Origin of the sequence: Paraburkholderia humisilvae, assembly GCF_902859855.1 — a bacterium.
Classification (GTDB): domain Bacteria; phylum Pseudomonadota; class Gammaproteobacteria; order Burkholderiales; family Burkholderiaceae; genus Paraburkholderia; species Paraburkholderia humisilvae.
Genome location: NZ_CADIKH010000004.1, coordinates 131,067 through 152,762 on the forward strand (window position 1 = coordinate 131,067; position 21,696 = coordinate 152,762).

General features: G+C 63.0%; 18 protein-coding genes. 5 read left to right on the top strand and 13 right to left on the bottom strand.

Features of this window, described 5'->3' with window-relative positions:
* Positions 1-44 precede the first annotated feature (44 nt).
* Positions 45-1,163, bottom strand: a complete 1,119-nt coding sequence (locus HV796_RS05200; protein ID WP_175225393.1) for an NADH:flavin oxidoreductase/NADH oxidase — start codon at positions 1,161-1,163, stop codon at positions 45-47.
* 316 nt (positions 1,164-1,479) lie between these two features.
* On the opposite strand from HV796_RS05200, the gene HV796_RS05205 reads away from it, so the two are divergent.
* Entirely contained in the window at positions 1,480-2,400 is a 921-nt protein-coding gene (locus tag HV796_RS05205) for a LysR family transcriptional regulator (RefSeq protein ID WP_246355705.1), read from the top strand.
* On the opposite strand, the gene HV796_RS05210 is transcribed toward HV796_RS05205, so the two are convergent.
* Positions 2,390-3,214: an alpha/beta fold hydrolase gene (locus HV796_RS05210; RefSeq protein WP_175225394.1), complete on the bottom strand. Its 825-nt coding sequence runs from the start codon at positions 3,212-3,214 to the stop codon at positions 2,390-2,392. The two genes, HV796_RS05205 and HV796_RS05210, sit on opposite strands and share 11 nt — an antisense overlap.
* A 177-nt stretch (positions 3,215-3,391) precedes the next feature.
* Between HV796_RS05210 and HV796_RS05215 the strand changes: the two genes are divergently transcribed.
* Positions 3,392-3,766 carry a hypothetical protein gene (locus HV796_RS05215; RefSeq protein ID WP_175225395.1) on the top strand — a complete coding sequence of 125 codons (375 nt, stop codon included), beginning with the start codon at positions 3,392-3,394 and terminating at the stop codon, positions 3,764-3,766.
* An 18-nt stretch (positions 3,767-3,784) separates the two neighbouring features.
* Positions 3,785-4,009, top strand: coding sequence for a hypothetical protein (locus HV796_RS05220; protein WP_175225396.1), 225 nt, complete (start codon positions 3,785-3,787; stop codon positions 4,007-4,009).
* Positions 4,010-4,159: 150 nt separating this feature from the next.
* Here the strand turns inward: HV796_RS05220 and HV796_RS05225 are convergent, their stop codons facing one another.
* The 11 genes from HV796_RS05225 to HV796_RS05280 form a co-directional block, all read right to left on the bottom strand.
* Positions 4,160-4,813, bottom strand: coding sequence for a peroxiredoxin (locus tag HV796_RS05225; protein ID WP_175225397.1), 654 nt, complete (start codon positions 4,811-4,813; stop codon positions 4,160-4,162).
* A gap of 259 nt (positions 4,814-5,072) precedes the next feature.
* Positions 5,073-5,918 (bottom strand): oxidoreductase, encoded by an 846-nt coding sequence (locus HV796_RS05235; RefSeq protein ID WP_175225399.1) that lies wholly within the window; start codon positions 5,916-5,918, stop codon positions 5,073-5,075.
* Positions 5,919-6,191: 273 nt separating this feature from the next.
* Positions 6,192-7,172: an aldo/keto reductase gene (locus tag HV796_RS05240; protein ID WP_175225400.1), complete on the bottom strand. Its 981-nt coding sequence runs from the start codon at positions 7,170-7,172 to the stop codon at positions 6,192-6,194.
* Positions 7,173-7,306: 134 nt separating this feature from the next.
* Positions 7,307-8,560 (bottom strand): c-type cytochrome, encoded by a 1,254-nt coding sequence (locus HV796_RS05245; protein WP_175225548.1) that lies wholly within the window; start codon positions 8,558-8,560, stop codon positions 7,307-7,309.
* A 115-nt stretch (positions 8,561-8,675) separates the two neighbouring features.
* Positions 8,676-10,910, bottom strand: a complete 2,235-nt coding sequence (locus HV796_RS05250) for a xanthine dehydrogenase family protein molybdopterin-binding subunit (RefSeq protein WP_175225401.1) — start codon at positions 10,908-10,910, stop codon at positions 8,676-8,678.
* Between the two features lies 1 nt (position 10,911).
* On the bottom strand, positions 10,912-11,367 hold the full coding sequence (locus tag HV796_RS05255) for a (2Fe-2S)-binding protein (RefSeq protein WP_175225402.1): 456 nt from the start codon (positions 11,365-11,367) through the stop codon (positions 10,912-10,914).
* Positions 11,368-11,756: 389 nt separating this feature from the next.
* Positions 11,757-11,945, bottom strand: a complete 189-nt coding sequence (locus HV796_RS05260) for a hypothetical protein (RefSeq protein ID WP_246355706.1) — start codon at positions 11,943-11,945, stop codon at positions 11,757-11,759.
* A gap of 417 nt (positions 11,946-12,362) precedes the next feature.
* The gene (locus HV796_RS05265; RefSeq protein ID WP_175225404.1) at positions 12,363-13,721 is read right to left on the bottom strand and encodes an EAL domain-containing protein; all 1,359 of its coding nucleotides are present in this window, start codon (positions 13,719-13,721) and stop codon (positions 12,363-12,365) included.
* A gap of 546 nt (positions 13,722-14,267) precedes the next feature.
* A complete protein-coding gene (locus tag HV796_RS05270; RefSeq protein WP_175225405.1) occupies positions 14,268-14,954 on the bottom strand; it encodes a Fe2+-dependent dioxygenase in 687 nt (228 codons plus the stop codon).
* Positions 14,955-15,035: 81 nt separating this feature from the next.
* Entirely contained in the window at positions 15,036-17,300 is a 2,265-nt protein-coding gene (locus HV796_RS05275; protein WP_175225406.1) for a TonB-dependent receptor, read from the bottom strand.
* Between the two features lie 496 nt (positions 17,301-17,796).
* On the bottom strand, positions 17,797-18,810 hold the full coding sequence (locus tag HV796_RS05280) for a LacI family DNA-binding transcriptional regulator (RefSeq protein WP_175225407.1): 1,014 nt from the start codon (positions 18,808-18,810) through the stop codon (positions 17,797-17,799).
* A gap of 229 nt (positions 18,811-19,039) precedes the next feature.
* Here HV796_RS05280 and HV796_RS05285 point away from each other — a divergent pair, with 229 nt between their 5' ends.
* Complete coding sequence (locus tag HV796_RS05285; RefSeq protein WP_175225408.1) at positions 19,040-20,191, top strand: ABC transporter ATP-binding protein; 1,152 nt, start codon at positions 19,040-19,042, stop codon at positions 20,189-20,191.
* A 128-nt stretch (positions 20,192-20,319) separates the two neighbouring features.
* Positions 20,320-21,600: an ABC transporter substrate-binding protein gene (locus HV796_RS05290; RefSeq protein WP_175225409.1), complete on the top strand. Its 1,281-nt coding sequence runs from the start codon at positions 20,320-20,322 to the stop codon at positions 21,598-21,600.
* Positions 21,601-21,696 lie beyond the last annotated feature (96 nt).

Here is a 21,696-nt window from a genome sequence, read left to right on the forward strand (position 1 = left end):
CCGGTCTTGCGCCGGTATGCCGCCATTGCCACTGCCACTGTACGCTAGCGCTGGCCGAACGAGGCGCCGTTGAACACCTTGCTCACGCCACGCGGCTCGCTTCGCCAGTATTGCGGCGGCGCCGTGACGCTCGCACCGAGCTCCGCAGCCGCGTGCCATGCCCAGCGCGGGTCCCATAGCACCGCGCGGGCCAGCGCGATGAGATCCGCGTCGCCGTTGCGAATCACCTTGTCCGCATCGGCCGGCTGCGTGACGAGGCCCACGCCGATCGTCGTCATGCCGGTCGCTTCGCGCACCGCCTTCGCGAACGGAACCTGATAATGCGGGCCAAGCGGGATCTTCTGCAATGGCGATACGCCACCGGTCGATACGTCGATCCAGTCGCAGCCGAGTTGCTTCAGGCGCTGCGCGAGCTCGATCGTCTCCTGGATGTCCCAGCCGCCGGTGACCCAGTCGGTCGCGGACACGCGCACGCCAAGCGGCCTGTGCGCGGGCCACGCGGCGCGTACCGCGTCGAACACTTCGAGCGGAAACCGCATCCGGTTCTCGAGCGGTCCGCCGTATTCATCGCTACGCTGATTCGCAAGCGGCGACAGAAACTGATGCAGCAGGTAACCGTGTGCGAAGTGTAATTCGATTGCGGAAAGACCGATGCGTGCCGCGCGCCGCGCGCTTGCCGCAAACGCCTCGCGAATGCGCCGCAAACCGGCGTAGTCGAGTTCCGCAGGCACGGCCTCGCCGTCGCGCTGCGCGATCGGCGACGGCGCGCACGGTCGCCAGCCGCCGTCCGCCGCCGCCGCGATCAGCGTGCCGCCACGCCACGGCGGTTCGCTCGATGCCTTGCGTCCCGCGTGATTCAGTTGCATGCCGATCGGCATGTCGCTGAACTGGCGCACTTCGTCGAGCACCCGTGCGAGCGCGCGCTCGTTGTCGTCCGAATAGAGTCCGAGGCAAAACGGCGTGATGCGGCCTTCGGGTTCGACCGCGGTCGCTTCGAGCAGCATCAAGGCCGAGCCGCTCAACGACAGATTGCCGATATGCGTGCGATGCCATGCGCTCGCCGAGCCATCAATCGCGCTGTACTGGCACATCGGGCTGATCACGATCCGGTTCGCGAGTTCGAGCGAACCGAGCTGAAGGGGAGAGAAAAGGGTTGCGCTCATCGAGGTGACGGAGTTGAACGAAGGAAAAGACACGGGATACGGCGTGCGCAATCGCGTTTCGGCGTGGCTCCGGCTTCGCGGCCCGTGATGGCTAGCGCCGCCTTGACCGGCCCCGCATAGCCCGCGCCCAGTGGCGTATGCGCTATAGAATGCGGGTTACCGGGCGATCTGAGAATTTCTGATTGTTCATAGCAGGCATCGCGAATCGTGATGGATCGGTGGGGATTCCTGCGGGGATTCGAGTCGCGCGACCGTTGCCGTTGCCGCGGCCTATTCGCCCGAGGGAAAACCCGTATACGAAGAGGGAATCATGCGCGTGACCGAGAGCCGTCCGCTGCGCTTCGACATCGAGTCGTTGCGGATTTTTGTCGCGGTGATCGAAGAAGGCAGCATCGCGGCGGCGTCGGGCAGAATGCATCTGGTCGCGTCAGCGGTCAGCAAACGCGTGTCGGATCTCGAAGTCGAGGCGGGCACCCCGCTTCTCTACCGGCATAGCCGCGGCGTGCAGCCCACGGCCGCCGGTGAAGCGCTCTACCATCACGCGAAACGGCTTATCGAGCACCTGCAGCAGATTTCCGACGAACTGTCCGAGTATTCACAAGGTCTGCGCGGCCATGCGCGCATCCATGTGAACTTCACGGCGATGGTGCTGTACCTGCCCGCCGCGCTGCATTCGTTTTTGCGCGCCAATCCGCAAGTGCGCATCGATATGGTCGAGAAAACCAGTGACGAGGTCGTGCAGGCCATCGCCAGCGGCATCGCGGACCTCGGTGTTTGCGCGGCCACGCGGGACGCGCTGGGCGGCCTGCAGGTGCGGCCGTACCGGCTCGACAAGCTGGTGCTGATCGTGCCGCAGGCACACCGCCTGGCCGAGCGCACGCACATTGCGTTCGACGAAACGCTGGACGAAGACTTCGTCTGCATGCCCTATGGCACGTCGATTCCGAAGCTGTGCCGCGCGGCCGCCGAACGCGTCGGGCGACGCTTGCGCGTGCGCATCGAGGTAACGAGCTTCGAAGGCGTGCGCAATATGGTCGGTGCGGGTCTCGGCGTGGGAGTGCTGCCGGAAGGCAGCGTGCTGCCCTATGTGGAGTCGGCAGGCATTCGCGTGATCGAGCTCGAAGAGCCATGGGCGCTGCGGCCACTGGTGATCATCGCGCGCAATTTCGACACGCTGCCGATGCCGGCGCGCATTCTCGTCGATCACCTGCTGAACGATGTCGCCGTCAGCCCTTGAGTTGCGCGAGAAACGCTTCTACCGCGCGATTGAATTGCGCAGGCCGTTGCCATGGCGCGAAATGACTGACACCGTCCAATAACAGCCACTGCGCGCCGGGAATGCTGCGCGCCAGATATTCCGCGTGTTCGCGCTTGATGAACTCGTCGTGCTCGCTTTGCACAATCATCACCGGCACGCGAACCTCCGCGAGTTCGCGCGCGCTCCAGTCCGGTTGGGTCTTCTGCATCGTGCTCACCGCTTGAACGAACGCATCGAACTGCTCCGGCGTCGCCGACAGTTGCGCGTAGTCTTTAACGTGCCGCGAAAAGCAACGTTCAATGACCGGTGTCGCCTCGAATGGTTTTGCGCCGCCCGGGTCCATATTGCAGCCAAAAAAGAGCACGCCGGCGACACGCTCAGGCACCTGTCTTGCAAGTATCAACGCGGTACACGCGCCGTCGCTCCAGCCGACGAGCGCGGCTCGCGCGACATGCAATGCGTCGAGCACCGCGCGCACGTCCGATGCCATCCGTTCATAGCGATAAGGTTGTGCATCGCGTGTGCTGCGGCCGTGTCCACGGCTGTCGAGCGCGACGACATCATGACCCGCGGCCAGCAGCGCCGGCACCTGATGCCCCCAGTTGCCGCTATGACCAAGGCCGCCATGCAACAGCACGACCGGCACGCGAGGCGCGCGGTCGCCGCGCGCGCCGTATGCCGCATACCAGATCTGCGCACCGTCGTGTTCGAGATAGCCTTCGCGCTGGCTCGCGGGTAGCGGCGGCGCGCCCACCTCGGCGAATTGCTCGAGGTCGTCGTCGAATGAATCCATGCTGATGGTCTCCCTGTTGTCCGATCGGGCAGACGTTATCGCCCTGCTCGCGGTTCGTTGCCTCTTCAACTTCTTTGCGGTTTAACGGAATTCCGCGCGCGTCGCCGGTGTTATGCGAGTGGCGTTCGTCGCGTTCATCGTCTGGTGGCAGGCCAACGAGGCCCGCGTACGGATGCGATGAGCGATGCGTTTCTAACCCGAGAAAACATCGATGAAACGACTTTATACAATGATCAGAGGCGGCGCGGCAGTCGCCGCGTTGTTCGGCGTAGTATCCGCAGGCGCGCAGATGATCGATTCCGCGCCTGCAAACGCACCGGTCAGCGCATCTGCAAGCACAAGCGCGGGTATCGCGGCTGCCGCGTCGCTGAACCTGCCGTTACCCGGCATACCGACCGGGCGGCCGTCTCCAAAGAGACCCTGACGACTGGCCTGCGTCAGGACGCGCTGCGCAACGACCTGCTCGATTTCAAGCCGAACGTGCCGCTGCAAATGTGCGGCGCGCATTCCGATAGCCTTGTGTATTTCTTCAATACGCAGATCGCCGAGTAGTTCTTCCGGCAGCAAGGCGTGTCGGCGTCGAGGCTGACGGTGATCGATGTCGATCCGGGTAACGCCGCACCGTCAGGTCCGTTCGCATCGCTACAAGCCGGGTTCGTCGCCGCCCGTGCGCAGGAGGCCGCGCAGCTTGGCAACGCGCCGGGCGCGGCATTGCAGCTCGCTGAGGACGTGCATACGCTCGCAGCGCCGTTCTGTGTGATTGGCGCGCGCAGTTTCTTCCAGAGCTTCAAGTAAGGACACGGCACGCGCGTAGCGTGCGCAAGTGAGTGAATCAGTGAATACGCTTTCACCGCTTGCGACGCGTGCCGCCGACGCGGTCCTGATTGCATCGGCAAGCAGGACCGCCCGGCTGCACGCTCACGCGCGAGCACGCGACACAACGCCTTATTTCGGTTGCGCGACGTAACGCAGATACGGCTTCAACGTCTTGAAGCCTTGCGGATACTTCTTGTTCGCATCGTCATCCGATACCGACGTCGGAATGATCACATCGTCGCCCGGCTTCCAGTTCACCGGTGTCGCAACCGTGTGCTTCGCGTTTAGTTGCAGCGAATCGAGCAGACGCATCACTTCGTCGAAATTGCGGCCCGCGCTCATCGGATACACGAGCATCGCTTTCACCTTCTTGTCCGGACCGATCAGGAACACGGAACGGACCGTCGCGTTGTCGACCGCGGTACGCGTGCCACCGCTCGCATTCGGGTGAATCATGTCGTACAGCTTCGCGACGGTCAGCTCCGAGTCGCCGATCAACGGATAGTTGACCGCATGGCCCTGGGTCTCCTCGATATCCTTCAGCCATCTCTGGTGGTCGCTCACCGGGTCGATACTCAGGCCGATAATTTTCGTGTTGCGCTTGTCGAACTCGGATTTGAGGCCGGCCATATAGCCGAGCTCGGTCGTGCAGACCGGCGTGAAATCCTTCGGATGCGAAAACAGGATCGCCCACTTGTCGCCTATCCAGTCGTGAAACCGGATCGTCCCTTCGGTGGTCTCGGCAGTGAAATCGGGCGCTTCTTCTCCTAGACGAATCGACATTTGTCAGTCTCCATGGTTGGGCGCGTCAAGGGTGATTCCGCCGTGGACGCGAACGGCGAATACGGCTGCTTGCATTGTAGCCAGCTTATCGGCCATTATTTCCTGCTCTGCGCGGTGTTTGCGTGGAAATTTGTCGCGCTCTGTGTGCTCGCGCGATTGCCTTTACTTCTGACGAAACAGAATGCGGCAATGCAACGAAGCGGTGCGCATCATTCAAATGACATTGAATGATGCGCACCGCGTCACTCCGGCTGGCGTGTCACGCGAAGTCCGTCGACACCGCAAGCGCGTGCCACGTTTCAAGCTCGCTTTCGACGAAGCGGTTCTTCGCGCCGATTCTCGCCACCGTGTCGGATCCCAACGGCAGGCGCACGGGCGGATTCGTACTATCGGCAAGCGTCAACAGGGCCGCCGCGAGCTTGTTCGGATCGCCCGGCTGCGCGTGATTCGCGCCCGCGGCAACATCGCGCGTGACGCCAACCGTCTGCGCATAGTCGGCAATATGCTGCTTCGTCGACACCAGCGAATTATCGTTCAGGAAGTCCGTACGGAAAAAGCCGGGTTCGACCACCGTCGCGCGCACCCCGAGCGGCGCAAGCTCGGCCGCAAGCGCTTCGGTCATGCCTTCGACCGCGAACTTCGTCGCACCATACACGCCCCAGCCCTGATACGCGGAATAGCCGCCGATCGACGAAATATTGATGATGTGTCCGCTGCGCTGCTTGCGCATGTGCGGCAGCACCGCACGCGTGACGTTCAGCAGACCGAACACGTTGGTGTTGAACACCGCTTTGACTTCACTGTCGCTCGCTTCTTCGACCGCGCCGAGCAATCCGTAGCCTGCGTTGTTCAGCAGCACGTCGATACGCGAAAAGCGTGCGACCGCGGCTTCGACCGCTTGTGCTGCTTCGGCTTCGCTGGTGACGTCGAGCTTGACCGCCAGCAGATTCGGGTGATCGCCGAGTTGCTCCAGCACCGCTTGCGGGTTGCGCGCCGTCGCGACGACGCGCTCGCCGCGTTGCAGCGCGTCGCGTGCGATCAACGCGCCAAAACCGCGCGACGCGCCCGTGATAAACCAGACCTTGCTTGTATTTGCTTGTGACATGATTCGCTCCTTTGAAGGTTAGGGCTTCATGCTTTCGGTTGCTGCCGTCGAGTGGCACGAAGCGCGTGACACGAATAGTAGGAGCGCGCGAATCTTCAAACTAGGCCAATGTGGCTTGAATGATTTTCAACCTGGAGTTGCGAATTGAATGCATGATGGCGACGCAATTTGCAAGCCATTCAGGCATGGCCATTGCCAGTTTTTGGCACAGCGCGCGCGACACGCGCGGCGCATCTCATATGCATCGCGCGGTCGCGCGTGGGTATGCGCCGATCAGTTCGGTCCTGCCACGCGGTGCGGCACGTACGGCGCTTCGAGCGCCGCGATCTCTTCCTGTGTCAAGGTGAGCGACAGCGCGGCGATCGCATCGGTCAGGTGATGCGGCTTCGATGCGCCGATGATCGGCGCGGTGACTCCCTGCTTCTGCGCAACCCACGCGAGCGCGATTTGCGCGCGCGGCACGCCGCGCGCCTGCGCGATCGCCGCCACCGCTTCGACCACCACGCGATCCGCTTCGGCGGCCGCGTCGTACAGACGCTTGCCGGCTGCGTCCGTCCGCGCACGCTCACTCGTTTCATGCCAGTCGCGCGTCAGGCGTCCGCGCGCGAGCGGGCTCCATGGAATCACCGCGATCTGCTCGTCCGCACAGAGCGGCATCATTTCGCGCTCTTCCTCGCGATACAGCAAATTCAAGTGGTTCTGCATGCTAATGAACCCGGTCCAACCATGTTGCCGCGCGGTATAGATCGCCTTCGCGAACTGCCACGCATACATCGACGACGCACCGATATAGCGCACCTTGCCCGCCTTCACGATATCGTGCAGCGCTTCGAGCGTCTCCTCGATCGGCGTGCCGTAGTCCCAGCGGTGAATCTGGTACAGATCGACGTAGTCGGTGCCGAGGCGGCGCAGGCTGTTGTCGATCTCGTTGAAAAGCGCCTTGCGCGACAGGCCCGCGCCATTCGCGCCTGGGCGCTGACGATAAAACACCTTGGTGGCGATCACGATGTCGTCGCGTTTCGTGAACTCACGCAATGCGCGACCGACGATTTCTTCCGACGTGCCGTCCGAATAGCTATTCGCTGTGTCGAAGAAGGTGATGCCGGCTTCGACCGCCTGACGGATCAGCGGGCGGCTCGCCTGTTCATCGAGCGTCCACGGGTGCGTGCCGCGCTCCGGCACGCCATAGGTCATGCATCCCAACGCGAGCCGCGACACCTCGAGCCCGGTCGAGCCGAATTTCACGTAGTCCATCTGCGATTCTCCTTGCATGGAAACGCGCGTGCCGTTCAACCGGCCGGCACTGTACGCGCAAACCCATTAGGCTATCCCGGCGAAATTCGGATTGACGTTAGTTTTGCTTCAAAGGGTTTTGATGCAAGCACGCGTCACGGCGCGCGCGTCGCGTTGCGGACTTTCGCCACCGCGTGCGCGCTCACCGACGGCGCCTGATTGTTCCAGTGGTTGCGCACGAAGGTCAGCACGTCCGCGATCTGCTGATCGGTCAGTATCGGGTGGTACGTCGGCATCGGATACGGCGCGGGCAGGCCGCCGATGATCAGCGGGCCGGCGCCGTTCAGCGTCACGTTGATCAGCGATACCGGGTCGGGCTCGAGCACGTTCGGGTTGCCCGCGAGCGGCGCGAGCCAGGGCGCTGCGCCGAGTCCGCCCGCGCCGTGGCAATGCATGCAATACGTCGCATAGGTTTGTGCACCCGGGTTGCCGGGCAGCGCGGTCAGCATCACGCGCTCGCCGTCGGGATGCGGCATAAAGGGCGGCCCGTCGTTGCTGCGCCCGCCCGGCAGCGATTTGATATAGCGTGCGATCGCGCGCGTATCGGCATCGCTCAGCATTTGCGTGCTGTCGTTGATCACGTCAGTCATCGAGCCGAATGCAGTCGCATGCGCGTTCGCGCCGGTGCGCAGGAACGTGTTCAGGTCGTCCTCACTCCAGCGTCCGAGACCGGTGTTGTGATTGCCGGTCAGATTCGACGCAAACCAGCTCTCGAGTGGCGCACCGGTCAGAAACGCACGCCCGCTTTGATCAAGCGCCTGTTCCTGAAAGGCGAAGCCGCGCGGCGTATGGCAGGCGCCGCAATGACCGAGGCCCTGCACGAGATACGCGCCGCGATTCCACTGCGCGTCCTTGTCCGTTTGCACCTGATAGCGCGTGTTGTCGAGAAAGACGAGGTTCCACAGCTTCAGCGGCCAGCGCATGTTGAGCGGCCACGGAATATCCGTCGCCCGGTTCGCGTGCCTGACGGGTGCCACGCCATGCATGAAGTACGCGTAGAGTGCGTTCATATCGACGTCGCTGACCTTCGCATACGACGGATAAGGCATCGCGGGATACAGCGCGTGACCGTCCGGTGCGACGCCCGCGCGTACCGCGCGCGCGAAATCCGCCTTGCTGTAACGGCCGATGCCGGTGTCCGGGTCCGGCGTGATGTTGGTCGAATAGATCCGGCCCATCGGGGTCGTCATCGGCAGGCCGCCGGCAAACGGCTTGCCGCGCGGCGCCGAGTGGCACGCAATGCAGTCGCCGGCCTTCGCGAGATATTCGCCGCGTGCGATCAGCGCCGCATCGACGTCCTGCGCGGCTGCGCCAACGGTGGACACGCCGCCGGTCAGCGCGGCGAGCATCACGGCGGCGCGCCATGCGTGTTTGCGAATACGACGGGCATGCAGGTGGGACCCGTCACGCGGCCACGGGCAGCAAGCGTGCGAGCTCAGTCCGACTCTCCTCATGCCGCCCTCCTTATGCCGTCTGGCCGGCGCGCAACTGATCGCCGACCGGCAGCCGGCGCACGCGCGTGCCGGTCGCCGCGAAAATCGCATTGGTGAGCGCCGGAATGACCGCCGACGTGCCCGGTTCGCCGATCCCACCGGGATCTTCGCCACTCCTGACGATGATCGTTTCGATGCGCGGCGCCTCGTTGATCCGCATCATGCGATAGTCGGTGAAGTTGGTCTGTTCGACGCGGCCGTCCTTCAGCGTAATCTCGCCCCACAACGTCGCGGTGATGCCGAAGATCGCGCCGCCCTCAATTTGCGCCTCGATCGTGTTCGGATTCACGACGTGACCGCAATCAACCGCGCACACGATCCGCTCGACGCGCACGTTGCCGTCTTTCACGTCGACCTCGGCGATCATGCAAAAGAAGCTGCCAAACGCGTGCATCACCGCCACCCCGCGCCCTTTCCCTTTTGGCAGCGCGGTGCCCCAGCCGGCGGCGCGCGCCGCAACCTCGAGCACATTGCGTGCGCGCGGCGTCTGGCCCAGCAGAGCGCGACGGTATTCGACCGGGTCGGCTTTCGCCTGAAGCGCGAGCTCGTCGATAAAGCTCTCGACGACGAAGGCGCCGCGCGTAGGGCCGACGCCGCGCCAGAATGCGGTCGGCACGCCACGCGGTTCCTGGCGCACGTAGTCGATCCGCTGTGCGTGGATCGCATAAGGAAGCGACGCCGCCACTTCGATCACATCCGGATCGATGCCGTTTTTGAACCAGGCCGGATACCAGCGCGCGACGATCGATGAGCCGGCGATCCGGTGCGTCCACGCGACCGGTTTGCCGCTCGCATCGAGTCCGGCGGACAGACGGTCGTAGTAGCACGGCCGGAACATATCGTGCTGGATGTCTTCTTCGCGGCTCCACATCACCTTGACGGGCGCATCCACCTGCTTGCCGATCGCGACCGCCTGCGCGGCGACATCCGCTTCGAGCCGGCGGCCGAAGCCGCCGCCGATCAGGAAGTTGTGCACGATGATTTTCTCGGGCGGCAGTCCGGTGACCTTCACCGCCGCATCGACGATGCGGGTCGGCACCTGCGTGCCGAGCCAGACTTCGCACTGATCAGCCGTGACGTGAACGGTGCAGTTCATCGGCTCCATCGTTGCGTGCGCAAGGAACGGCTGTTGATAGACCGCATCGACCTTCTGCGCGGCGTTTTTGAAACCGGCGTCGACGTCGCCGTCGGTGCGCGCGGCGACGCCCTGACGTTCCGATGCGCGGCGCAGATCGTCGAACAGCATGGCGCTCGTCAGGGCTGCATTCGCGCCTTCGTGCCAGTCGATCACCAGCGCGCTCGCGCCGCGCTTCGCGGCCCACGTATGGTCGGCGACGACCGCGACCGCGGTGTCGAGCTTCACGATCTGCCGCACGCCGGGCTGCGCAAGCGCGACACGGTCGTCGACGTGCGCAAGCGTGCCCCCGATCACCGGGCAATTGACGACCATCGCGACCCGCATGCCGGGCTCGCGCACGTCAATGCCGAAGCGCGCGACGCCGTTCACTTTTTCCGGCGAATCGAGGCGTTTGTGCGGCGTGCCGATCAGCGTGAACGCCTGCGGCTTTTTCAGCGCGACCGTTTTCATCAGGTCGGCGTCGACTGGCAATGCGGCCGCGCGCGACGCCAGCTCGCCATAACCGAGCGTGCGCCCGCTCGCGGTGTGCGTGACGACCGCATTGCGTGCGACGCAACTAGCCGGCTCGACCTGCCACGCCTGCGCCGCCGCACGGATGAGCAGCATGCGCGCAGCGGCGCCGGCGCGCCGCATCGGCTCCCACGTGGCGCGAATCGACAACGAGCCGCCGGTCGCCTGCTGGCCGAGCAGTGGATCGGCGTAGAGCGCCGCATCGGGCGGCGCGTGTTCGAGCTTCACGCGCTCAAGCGGCACTTCGAGCTCTTCCGCAAGCAGCATTGGAATGGCCGTGTACACGCCCTGCCCCATCTCGACCTTCGACACGACGAGCGCGACCGTCCCGTCCGGATCGATGCGGATAAACGCGTTCGGTGCGAATTGGTCGGGCGGCGCCTGCAAAGAACCATCGCCAGCAATGACGCTCGCCGGCGCGGCGCCACCGTCGCTACGCGCGTTGAAACTCACGCCCAGCAGCAGACCGCCGCTTGCCGCGATGCCGACAGTCAATCCGGCGCGCAGAAAATCGCGCCGGCTGAAAGCGCGCTCCACGCTGTGCGGCGCGTTGCGCATGTCAGGCGCCCTGCGCAGCGTGTTTGATCGCTGCGCGAATCCGCACATACGTGCCACAGCGGCAGATGTTGCCCGCCATCGCGCTGTCGATGTCCGCATCGGTCGGCGCTGGATGGGCGGCGAGGAGCGCGGCCGCCGACATGATCTGACCGGACTGGCAATAGCCGCATTGCACGACGTCGAGATCCAGCCAGGCCTGCTGCACCTTGCGGCCCGCCGGCGTGTCGCCGATTGCTTCGATCGTCGTGACCTTGCGCTGGCCGACCGCGGCGATCGGCGTCACGCACGAGCGTGCCGGCCGGCCATCCAGATGCACGGTGCACGCACCGCACTGCGCAATACCGCAGCCGAACTTCGTGCCGGTCAGGCCGACGAGATCGCGCAGTACCCACAGCAGCGGCATCTCAGGCGTCGCGTCGACTTGCTGGTCTTGTCCGTTGATGTTGACGGTGAACATCGTTGCTCCCGCAGCTGGTCAAGCGCGTTGCACGGAGTTCAGGCGGTGCGCGTCAGGACCTGGATACTGCGGGGCGCGGCGCCGACATCGACTAGCGGATCTTCAATCGGGACAGGCGCTGTGGCTTGCCGATTCGAACGGATCCTTGCGTGTTTCCATCATGCGGGGTAGCCGATGTGCCTGAAGGGGTTAGCACATGATAGACGCGCAAAGCGTCATCTTCCAGGAAGAAAAATGAAGGCCAACGTTAATCGGCGGCGGCAGGCCTGGTGTCAGGCGTGGCGCCTATGTGGTGTGTTTCCGCGCATCCCATACCGGTACGCACGATAAATCTTTGCATGCCGAACGATTGGATGGCACGTCTGCACCGCGCGACCGGCAGGTCGGATTCACTTCGCGTTTTGCCGCTTGTGAACCGGTTCTTCGTTATAGAACTCGTGCTGTTCGGTCTCACTCAGGCCGTTGAGAATGCTCACGGTCTTTTCATTGATGAGATTCTCGACCGTATTCGTGATCGTATTGCCGTAATGGCTCGCAAGCCGTTCGAGATTGCGCTTTGTCGATATCCGGACGAACACAGACAGGCGTTCGGCTCCTCCTCCCGGTCCTAGATGGCGCTGCCGGTACCTTCGCTGCTTTTCGGAGTTAGATAGTCCCATTGCGTCAATTCCACGGTCGTTCCGTTTGAATCCGTTCCTTCTGGATGCCCAGTCGCGCTTCAATGGATATCGGCCGCAACTCAAGCGGCATTTAGGGTTGGGCAACGTTATGCGGTAACCGCTCCGACCGGAACGCGCTGCACTGTTACGGCAAAGCCGCTTCCAGAGCGGCTCTGCGTCGATTGGCGAAGCTTTTCGGCGAGGTGCCAATGGCTCTACGGATTCGCGTAACGAGTCTTCGCTTCGCGTGTAGGGACCGAACTTCCGATGCCGATCTTTATGCAATCGCAGATCATATGAACCGATATTCTTTCAACCACCATACGAATAAACGGTTCAATGAGACTGGAATGCGTGCATGAACCTCGGCGGAAGCTCCTCTTTGCGGTGGCGCATCTGGTCGTCGAAGAACGTCGAGAACCGGGAGGCGGAAATCGCCTTGCCCAGATAGAAGCCTTGTGCGAGGTCGATATGCGCGCGCCCGACCGCATGGAACTGACTGACGCCTTCCACGCCATCGACGACCACCGCCATATTCAACCGTCGCCCCGCGCTCGCCAGCTCCTGCAACTGGTGCGCGCGTGCGCCTTCTTCCAGTCCCATCACGTCGCGATCGACCTTCACGAATTCGCAGCCGGCCCGCGCCACCGATTCGAGCTTCTGCGACGCCGAACGCACATGCGATACCCCGACGCGAATCTTGTCGTTGCGCACCTTCGCAACCGCGGACAGCACTTCGGTCACATCGTCGATCGGCAATTGCAGCACCACGTGACTCGCCTTCGCCAATCGTTCTGCCATCCTGACCAGTTTTGCGATCGAGTCAGCCGATTCGAGCATTGAAGCGGGCACGTCGATGATCAGATACAGTGATTCGCTCTGGTTCAGCCCTTCGAGCTCGGTCGCTGCCGTCTCGAACACGTAGTTGAGGATGCGCTCGGCGATCGGGCTGCGATCGAGTTGATCCATATACCAGTCCGCGCCGCGTATCCCGTGAACGGAATTGCGCCAGCGCAGCATCACTTCGAGTCCCACGCACTTTTGTGTGCGCGTGAAGAAAACGGGCTGATACTCGAGATGAAATTCATTGCGCCGCAGCCCGCGCCGCGCGGCGCGCGCCAGCGTCGCGCGCGGACTGAACCACCGGGCGCGGGCGATCAGGAAGCCGGCGATAAGCGCGCCCAGCAACGCGGCGCCAAGCAGAATCGCAATGCCGACCCGGATCAGCAATCCCCATTGCAGCGCGGGACCTGGAGTATCCGCGTCGCGGCTAACGGGTTGAGTACTCGACTGGGTGTCATCGGGGGGCGTGGTCGACAAGTGCGGCGTCGATGGCTGCACGAACGACGCGCCCATCATCCCGCTTGCCGGCAAAACATCCTGATTCGGCGCGACGCTTGTATCGGATACGATGCCGCCGGCCGCGGATGGCTGCGCGGTGGAGTCGGTTGACGTCGACGTCTGCCCGCCGCCATCGGCCTTGCTTGTCACGTGTGTAAAACGACAGGCCACGCGCGTATCGGTGTTGAGCGTCTGGTTCATCCCCATGCCGCCAAGCGGCGCAGGCAAACGCACCACGGCGGGCCCCGCGCAATCACTACCCGAAAACGCCCGGTCGCCGTGACCGGCTGACGCCATCGCCGCCGACCGCGTCAGCGCAACGGCCGCGGCCGCATAGGCCGCCTGCGTGGACATGCAGACAGCGAATACCCATAACACCCCGATGTATCTCGATCGCATAGTCGTGTGGTTAGTGATGCCGCAGCTGTCGTTTCATTCCTGATGGAATGGCCCGCCGGCCCGGTTTCTAAACGCCGGGCTCAGCGGGCTAACGCGTTTGCGTCAGCAGTTGAGCAGCAACTTGCCGGACGCAAACGTGTGCGCGGCGGCAAGCAATTGGCGTCGTGAGACTACGCAAACGAGGACCTCAAAGGCCTCGAATTATAAGGACGCTATTCAGGCCGCATTTCAATTCGGTTACCCGGTAACCGATAAGCTGCGATGAGAGGGAGCGGAAAAACAGGCAGGAGTCTTTTATCGGAACGCAGCGAGCGAATGAATCGACGATGGGGCGTACGATTTCCTGCTCTACGTTCGTTTGTTTGTGAGCCGTAAGTCTATACCGCGAAGCCGACGCTGTGTAGGGGGACCACACTGTGCAGGTGGACCGCGCTGTGCGGTTTGACCGGTTACGCGCTAACCTTCGACGACGCTCGCCAGCGTCGGCCGGTCCGCGTGGAATCAGGTGTCGCTCCACATCCGCAACAGGTTGTGATAACAACCCACCAGCGTGCGTCGCGCCGCTTCGTCGCCGTTCGACGCATTCAGGCGCTGGATCGCATTGTCCATATCGAACAGCAGTGCGCGCTGCGTGTCGTCGCGTACGAGGCTTTGCGCCCAGAAGAAGCTCGACACACGCGCGCCGCGCGTGACCGGACGCACCTGATGCAGACTCGTGCCCGGATAGATGATCGCGTGGCCGGCCGGCAGCTTCACTTCCTGCACGCCGAACGTGTCTTCGATCAGCAATTCGCCGCCGTCGTATTCGTCCGGCGGCGTGAGAAAGAGCGTAATCGACACATCGGTGCGCACGCGTCGGCCGCTGCCCGGCACCAGCCGGATTGCGCCGTCGACGTGCGCGCCGAAATGCATGCCGCCTTCATAGCGATTGAAGAGCGGCGGATACACCTTGTTCGGCAAGACCGCGCTAATGAACAGCTGATTGCGCTCGAGCGACGCGACGATCCGGTCGCCCATTTCGAGCGCGATCGGCGACCCTTCGTCGATCTGCTGATTGTGTTTGACGGGCGCACCCTGATAGCCGGCGGTCGCGCGGCCGTGCACCCAGGAATCGGTTGCCGCTTCGAGCTGCGCGCGCATCGCGGCGGCGTCGGCGGGACTCAGTACGTCGGGAATCGAGACAATCATCGTTTAACGCTTCCTGCGTGGCCGCGCGCGGGCTCTTTCGCAGAGCCCGCGCACGGCGTTCGTGGGGTTCGCCTGCGGCGATCAGTAGAAGCGATAGTTTACCGTCGCAAGGAACGTGCGGCCCAGTGCCGGCACCGCACGGCCACCGTCGGACTGGATGATCTGATCGAAGTAATGCTTGTTGGTCAGGTTGATCAGATTCAGCTGCACGTCATAGTGCTTCTGGTGATACGCGGCCATCGCGTCCCAGCGTGTGTAGCCCGGCACTTCGACGAGGTTGTTGTTCGCCGCAAAACGAGGGCCCGTATAGACCGGACCGCCGCCGATTTCCCAGTGCGGCGTGATCGAATACGTCGTCCAGAGCGTCAGCATGTTGCGCGGCGTGTTCGCCGGGACGTTGCCCTGCGTGCCGTCCTTCGCTTCGAGAATATCGCCGTCCATATACGTATACCCGCCGAACACCTGCCACTTGTTCGTGATGCGGCCGGCCACGCCCAACTGGTAGCCGCGCACGCGAATATTGCCGTCGAGCGTATAGGTGCCGTCGACATTCTGCGTGCGTGCATTGGTCTGCTCGATGTTGAACAGCGACTGCGTGACCGACAGTCCGCCGCCGAGCAGATCCCATTTCGTGCCGACTTCATACGACTTGTTATGCACGGGCGGCAGGTTCTGTTGCCCGCTCGTCAACGTCAACGCTTCGAGCGACGGATCGAACGATGTGCCATACGACACGTAGTACGACTGCCAGTCGGTCGGCTGCCAGATGACGCCGCCACGCACACTCGTGAAGTAATTGGTCTGCGCCGCATAGCCCGGCGCATTCACGGTGTTGTTGATCGACGCTTCATAGCGGTCCCAACGCACGCCGCCGACCACCTTCCAGTGCTGGCCGATCGACACCGTATCGTTCGCATAGATGCCAATGCCGTTCGCGCTCGATTCGGCGAGATTGCCGCGTGTGATCTGCAGGTTCGACGGCGTCGGTACATACGGCGGATCGAGCAGCGGCACAATCGCGATCGTATTCGTCGGCAAGCCGGGCGTAGTCGCGTTGTACGACTGGTTGCTATAGGTCTCGTGACTCAGGTCGACGCCGGTCAACAGATCGTGCTTCAGGAAGCCCGTCTCAAACTTCGTTTCGAGCTCGGTCGTGTTGTAAATCGAATGATCGTTGATCACACGATCCTTGCCCTGCATCTTCACGAAGAGCTGCGATGGATCGAGCGTCGTGAAGTTGCCGTTCGTGAGCGCCGTCGACGAGGCCAGCGGCCCGGTCAGCACCGCGGCAGGATTCGACGCGCGCACGTCGGTGCTGTAGTGGCTGTACTGCGTCTGGTTGCTCAACGTGACGTTGTCGTTGAAGCGATGCTTGATGCGCGCCGAGAACGTCTGCACGTCCTGGATCGTGCGGTCGTTCGTGAAACCGTAGAAGGTCGACGGGCCGACCACCGAAGCCGGATGGCCGTTCAGCGACGGCACGCCGTAGTCGGGCTGATCGCGGTTGTGCTGGATCAGCGCGGACAACGTGATTTCAGTCGGCGTGCCGATGCCGAACTTCACTTCCGGCGCCACGCCGTAGTCCTTGCTCTTCATCACGTCACGCGTCGAGCCGAGGGACTGGCCGAATGCATTGATACGGAATGCCGAGGTATCGGTAATCGGCTGATTCAGGTCGACCGTGGTGCGGTAGCGGTCATGCGTGCCGGCCATCACCGACACGTCGGCAACCGGCTTCAGCGTCGGCTGCTTGCTGACCTGGTTGATCACGCCGCCCGTCGAGCCGCGGCCGAAATAGAGCGAAGACGGCCCGTATAGCACGTCGATCGATTCGAGGTTGAACGTATCGCGGTAGTACTGACCGCGATCGCGGAAGCCGTCAAGATAGATATCCGTGCGCGCGGTGAAGCCGCGCAGGTTGATGTTATTGCCGATCGAGCCGCCTTCGGCCGCCGCGATCGTGATGCCGGGCACGTTGCGCAATGCGTCGGTGAACGATGTCGCCGCCTGCGATTGCAGCACAGCTTTCGGTACGACGACCGCCGCTTGCGGAATGTCGCGCAGCGCGGCCGGCACCTTGGCGCCGACGCTCGACATTTCCGGCTGGAAGTCGCCACTGGTATCGGCCTGTCCGGTGACCTTCACCGCGGGGAGCGTTGCGCCGGGCGCGCCGGGTGCGCTGCCATCCGCCGCTGCGGCGTCGTTCGCATTCTTCGCGTCCGATGCACCGCTTGCCGCCTGAGCGACCGATGTGCCCGCAGGCCCATTCGGCGCAGCCGTCTGCGCGTAAAGAGGCGTCGCGAAAATGGCCATGACGGCCGCCGCGAGAGGCGTAGTCTTCAACATCCTGGTTCCCTGTCGTTGTCAGTTGGTTCTTATGAGCCGGCGGCGTCTTTGCGCCGCCGACGCACGCGATTGGCGTGCGGGGACCACCCCTGTCGGTGCTGAGCGTGGCGACCGGCGTGTCGGGTCGGTTATTGTTTGTCAGATTCGGTTTGTCAGATTCGGTTACAAGTTAATGCGAATCGCTATCATTACACGAACGACAATGGTTCGCAATCGTTAGCTGGTAACGGTGTAGCTGAAACACGTCGGTTAACCATTTGAAAGATTTGGAAACACTCGACTGCGTGAGCACGCCGGCCAGCCAAGCTTGCGAGCGGAGATTCGCGCCGTCAGAGGAAAAGGCAACGCCTCACCTGCCGCCCCTCGGCACGATTCGTCAGATTTTTAGCAAATCGACTGGACCGGCTTACAACACGCGGTCGAGGAAAAACGCGCAGACGCACGCCGGTCGCAGCGCGGCGACCGGCAGCGTTCAGTCCAGGGGGACAGGAAGCCGTCAGCCTCGGTGGGCCGTCGATTGCCTGCGCACGAGAACCGGCAGCGGCGCGGTCACCGCGGGCGGCATTGGGCCTCGCGGTTCATGAATCAGGCGGATCAACAGTTCGATCGACGCCTGGGCGATCGCTTCGGTGTTGATCGCCACGGTGGTCAGCAACGGCCGAACCTGGCGCGCCAGCTGAATATCGGTGATGCCGATCACGGACACATCGTCCGGCACCTTGCGACCGAGCGTCGCCAGCGCCTGCAACGCGCCGATCGCAAGCAGATCGTTGGTCGCGAACAACGCGCTCAGTTGAGGTTCGCGCGCCATCAATTCGATGCACGCGGTGAAGCCCGCGTCGATCGTGTCGGGAATTTCCAGCACCGCCGCGTCATCGGGTTCGAGGCCGGCGTCGCGCATCACACTCCGAAAGCCGGTTGCGCGTGCATCCTGTAAGCCGCCGCAACCGTCGCCCACCAGCATGCCGATCTCGCGGTGCCCCAGTTCGAGCAGATGCTGAGCGGCAAGCGCGCCCGCATGCGCGAAATCGACAGCCACACAAGGCAACGCGGGCAGGCGCTCCGGGTGTTCCCACAGGCTCAATACGATCGGCGCCCCGACGGCCGCCGACTCGCACAGCTCGTTGATCGCGATATCCGTATTGAGGACCAGCACGCCTTCGGCCAGCGTGCCCGCAATCTGCGTCAGATACGCGCGGCCGATTTCCGCGTCGTCATCGGTGTTGCAGACCATCAGAAAGTAGCCGCCACGCCGCGCGGCACGCTCCGCAGCCAGCACGAACTCCGGATAGAACGGGTTCGCGATGCTCGACAACATCAGCGCAAGCGTCGGCGAGCGACCTTCGGCCAGCGCGCGTGCGTTCAGATTCGGCCGATAGCCGAGTTCGCGGATGGCCCGCATCACGCGCAACGCGGTTTCCGGGCGTACTTTGTCAGGATTGCGAAGGACGTTCGAAACCGTCGCCGCGGTAACCTGTGCGCGCCGCGCGACGTCGCTTAGTGTCGCCATACCTTTTCCCGCCAGTAAAAAGCCACCCGAAATCCCACATTGAGAGACTGCGAATCAGATGTTGCGTGCCACTCGCAGGCTTTGATAACGTTGATTGCAAATACCTAGGAGACAGACATGAGCGCGCCTTCGAGCACATCCGGATTTAACCGCTTAAATCCGTGCCACGCAAGCGATTGCGCGATTTTTTTCGACGTAGATTTAAGCGTTTAAATCCAGGGAAAACACCATGTCTGCTATTTCCCTGACGAATATCCAAAAATCGTTCGGCGCGAATCCGCCGGTGATCCGCGATTTGAACCTCGACATTGGCGCACACGAGTTTTGTGTGTTTCTCGGCCCGTCCGGTTGCGGCAAATCGACGTTGCTGCGCATCGTCGCCGGTCTCGAAGATCAGACTGAAGGTGAAGTGACGATCGCTGGCCAGTCGATGAACGGCGTGCCTGCCGCCGAGCGCGGTGTCGCCATGGTGTTTCAGAGCTACGCGCTCTTTCCGCATATGAGCGTCTACGAAAACATGGCGTTCGGCTTGAAGCTCGCGAAGACGCCGAAGGCGGAGATCGACCGCAAGGTTCGCGAAGCCGCGCGCGTGCTGCAACTGGAGGCGCTGCTCGAACGCAAGCCGCGCGAACTGTCGGGCGGTCAGCGTCAGCGCGTCGCGATCGGCCGCGCGATCGTGCGCGAGCCGGGCGTGTTCCTGTTCGACGAACCGCTGTCCAATCTCGATGCCGCCCTGCGCGGCCAGACACGTATCGAAATCGCGCGGCTCCATCAGCGCTTTGCACAGGCAAGCGTGGTGTATGTGACGCATGACCAGATCGAAGCGATGACGCTCGCCGACAAGATCGTGCTGCTGCACGCCGGCGCCGATACCCAGCGCTTTGGCAGCATCGCGCAGATCGGCGCGCCGCTCGAGCTGTATCACCGCCCGCGCTCGAAATTCGTCGCGGGATTCATCGGTTCGCCGCGCATGAACTTTATCGACGGCGCGGTCGACGCGATCGCCGATGACGGCGTTAACGTGAAATTGAAGCAAAGCGATACCGCGCTGCGTGTGCAGGTGAACGGCACGCGCCTGAAGCACGGGCAGCCCGTCACGATCGGCATCCGTCCCGAACACATCCGGCTCGACGGCGATGCGCAAACGCTCGCGGTCAAGTCGCTGCTGACCGAGCAGCTCGGCGAGCACAGCTACCTGCACGTCGAATACGCGGGCGGCACGCTGATCGCGAAGGCGCCCGGGGACGTGGCCGTCCGTCCCGGCGAGCCGCTCGCATTGCGGCTGCCCGCGCACACGTGCCATCTGTTCGATGACGAAGGCGCCGCGTTGGAGCGCACCGTTGTAACCGAAACGCAGCCTGTCGTGCTGCAAACCGCGTGAGCATCACGCGCACAGCGCCTGCCGGAGATGGCGTCCGTGGCAGCCGGTCATAGAGCCGGCGCGGCAGGCACGAAGACCGCCGACCGCATCACGCGGCCGGCCAACAACGTAGTTAAGGAGACACCACGATGATCCACAAGCACCTGAGCCGCTTTGCCGGGCTCGCCTTGAACTCGCGCACCGTCATGGCGGCGCTCGCGGTCTCCGCGGCGCTGCTGTCGGGCGTCGTGACTGATGCGCAAGCCGGTCAACTGAACGTCAACGTATCCGCGCGCGGCAATCAGCGCTCGACCTGGCAGGACGCGTTCGACAAATTCAAGAAGGCCAACCCCGACGTCGATCTGAAGGTGACTTACATCACCGAAGAACAGTACAAGGTCCAGATGGGCGGCTGGCTCGCGACCGATCCGCCTGATGTCGTGTCGTGGCACGACGGCGAGCGCATGGCCTACTACGCGAAACGCGGGCTGCTCGAAGATCTGTCGAGCGACTGGGCGAAGAACGGCTGGAGCCAGCAGTATGCGTCGGTGAAAGAGGCCTCGACGTACAACGGCAAGCAGTATGCGGCGCCGCTCGGGTACGACGCCTATGGCTTTTTCTATCGCAAGGACCTGTTCGAGAAGGCGGGCATCAAGGAAGAGCCCAAGACCTGGGACGAATTCCTCGACGCGTGCAAGAAGCTGAAGGCTAGCGGCGTGGCGCCGATCGCGGTGGCCGCGCGCGATAGCTGGACGCTTGCCGCATGGTTCGATTATCTCGACCTGCGTATCAACGGCAACGCGTTTCACCAGAAACTGATGGCAGGCGAGGTGCCGTACACCGACCCGCGCGTGAAGAAGGTTTATACGACGTGGAAAACGTTGATGGACAACCACTACTACATTGACAACGCGCTGTCGTACGACCTCGATTCGATCTCGCCTTTCCTCGTCAACGGCAAGGCCGCGATGATGCTGATGGGCACGTTCTTCTCGGCCAGCATTCCGGCTAACGTGAAGGATCAGATCGGCTTCATGCGTTTCCCGGTCGTCGATCCGAAGGTGCCGACCGCGGAAGACGGTCCGGTCAACGTGCTGCTGATCCCTGCGAAGGCGAAGAACAAGGCCGACGCGCGCCGCCTGCTCGCGTTCATGGAAACGCCTGACATCAACGCGGATCTCGCACGCGGCTGGGGTCAATTGCCGTCGAACAGCAAGGCGACCGAGCCGGACGACCCGATTTCGAAGGTCGGCTTCCAGACGCTTGCCAATACGACGGGCGGCATCGCGCAGTTCTACGATCGCGACATGACGAAGGAAATGGCCGACGAAGGCATGAAAGCGATGCAGCAGTTCTACAACGATCCGTCGCAGATCGATGCGCTGCTTGCCAATCTCGAAGCGACCCGCAAGCGTATTTACCACAAGTGAGGTCCTTGCCGGTTGCGCGGTCCACGTGACACGCGCAACCGCCAGCCGGGCGCATCGCCTTCATCGCGACAGCGAAAGCCAATGCAGTTGCGGTGC

Excerpts from the sequence above, each read along its gene's own strand:
- HV796_RS05235 (WP_175225399.1), bottom strand. The coding sequence starts at position 5,918 with ATGTCACAAGCAAATACAAGCAAGGTCTGGTTTATCACGGGCGCGTCG.
- HV796_RS05290 (WP_175225409.1), top strand. The coding sequence starts at position 20,320 with ATGATCCACAAGCACCTGAGCCGCTTTGCCGGGCTCGCCTTGAACTCG.
- HV796_RS05265 (WP_175225404.1), bottom strand. The coding sequence starts at position 13,721 with ATGTCCACGCAGGCGGCCTATGCGGCCGCGGCCGTTGCGCTGACGCGG.
- HV796_RS05255 (WP_175225402.1), bottom strand. The coding sequence starts at position 11,367 with ATGTTCACCGTCAACATCAACGGACAAGACCAGCAAGTCGACGCGACG.
- HV796_RS05250 (WP_175225401.1), bottom strand. The coding sequence starts at position 10,910 with ATGCGCAACGCGCCGCACAGCGTGGAGCGCGCTTTCAGCCGGCGCGAT.
- HV796_RS05280 (WP_175225407.1), bottom strand. The coding sequence starts at position 18,810 with ATGGCGACACTAAGCGACGTCGCGCGGCGCGCACAGGTTACCGCGGCG.
- HV796_RS05245 (WP_175225548.1), bottom strand. The coding sequence starts at position 8,560 with ATGCTCGCCGCGCTGACCGGCGGCGTGTCCACCGTTGGCGCAGCCGCG.
- HV796_RS05215 (WP_175225395.1), top strand. The coding sequence starts at position 3,392 with ATGAGCGATGCGTTTCTAACCCGAGAAAACATCGATGAAACGACTTTA.
- HV796_RS05200 (WP_175225393.1), bottom strand. The coding sequence starts at position 1,163 with ATGAGCGCAACCCTTTTCTCTCCCCTTCAGCTCGGTTCGCTCGAACTC.
- HV796_RS05285 (WP_175225408.1), top strand. The coding sequence starts at position 19,040 with ATGTCTGCTATTTCCCTGACGAATATCCAAAAATCGTTCGGCGCGAAT.
- HV796_RS05210 (WP_175225394.1), bottom strand. The coding sequence starts at position 3,214 with ATGGATTCATTCGACGACGACCTCGAGCAATTCGCCGAGGTGGGCGCG.
- HV796_RS05225 (WP_175225397.1), bottom strand. The coding sequence starts at position 4,813 with ATGTCGATTCGTCTAGGAGAAGAAGCGCCCGATTTCACTGCCGAGACC.
- HV796_RS05240 (WP_175225400.1), bottom strand. The coding sequence starts at position 7,172 with ATGGACTACGTGAAATTCGGCTCGACCGGGCTCGAGGTGTCGCGGCTC.
- HV796_RS05275 (WP_175225406.1), bottom strand. The coding sequence starts at position 17,300 with ATGTTGAAGACTACGCCTCTCGCGGCGGCCGTCATGGCCATTTTCGCG.
- HV796_RS05270 (WP_175225405.1), bottom strand. The coding sequence starts at position 14,954 with ATGATTGTCTCGATTCCCGACGTACTGAGTCCCGCCGACGCCGCCGCG.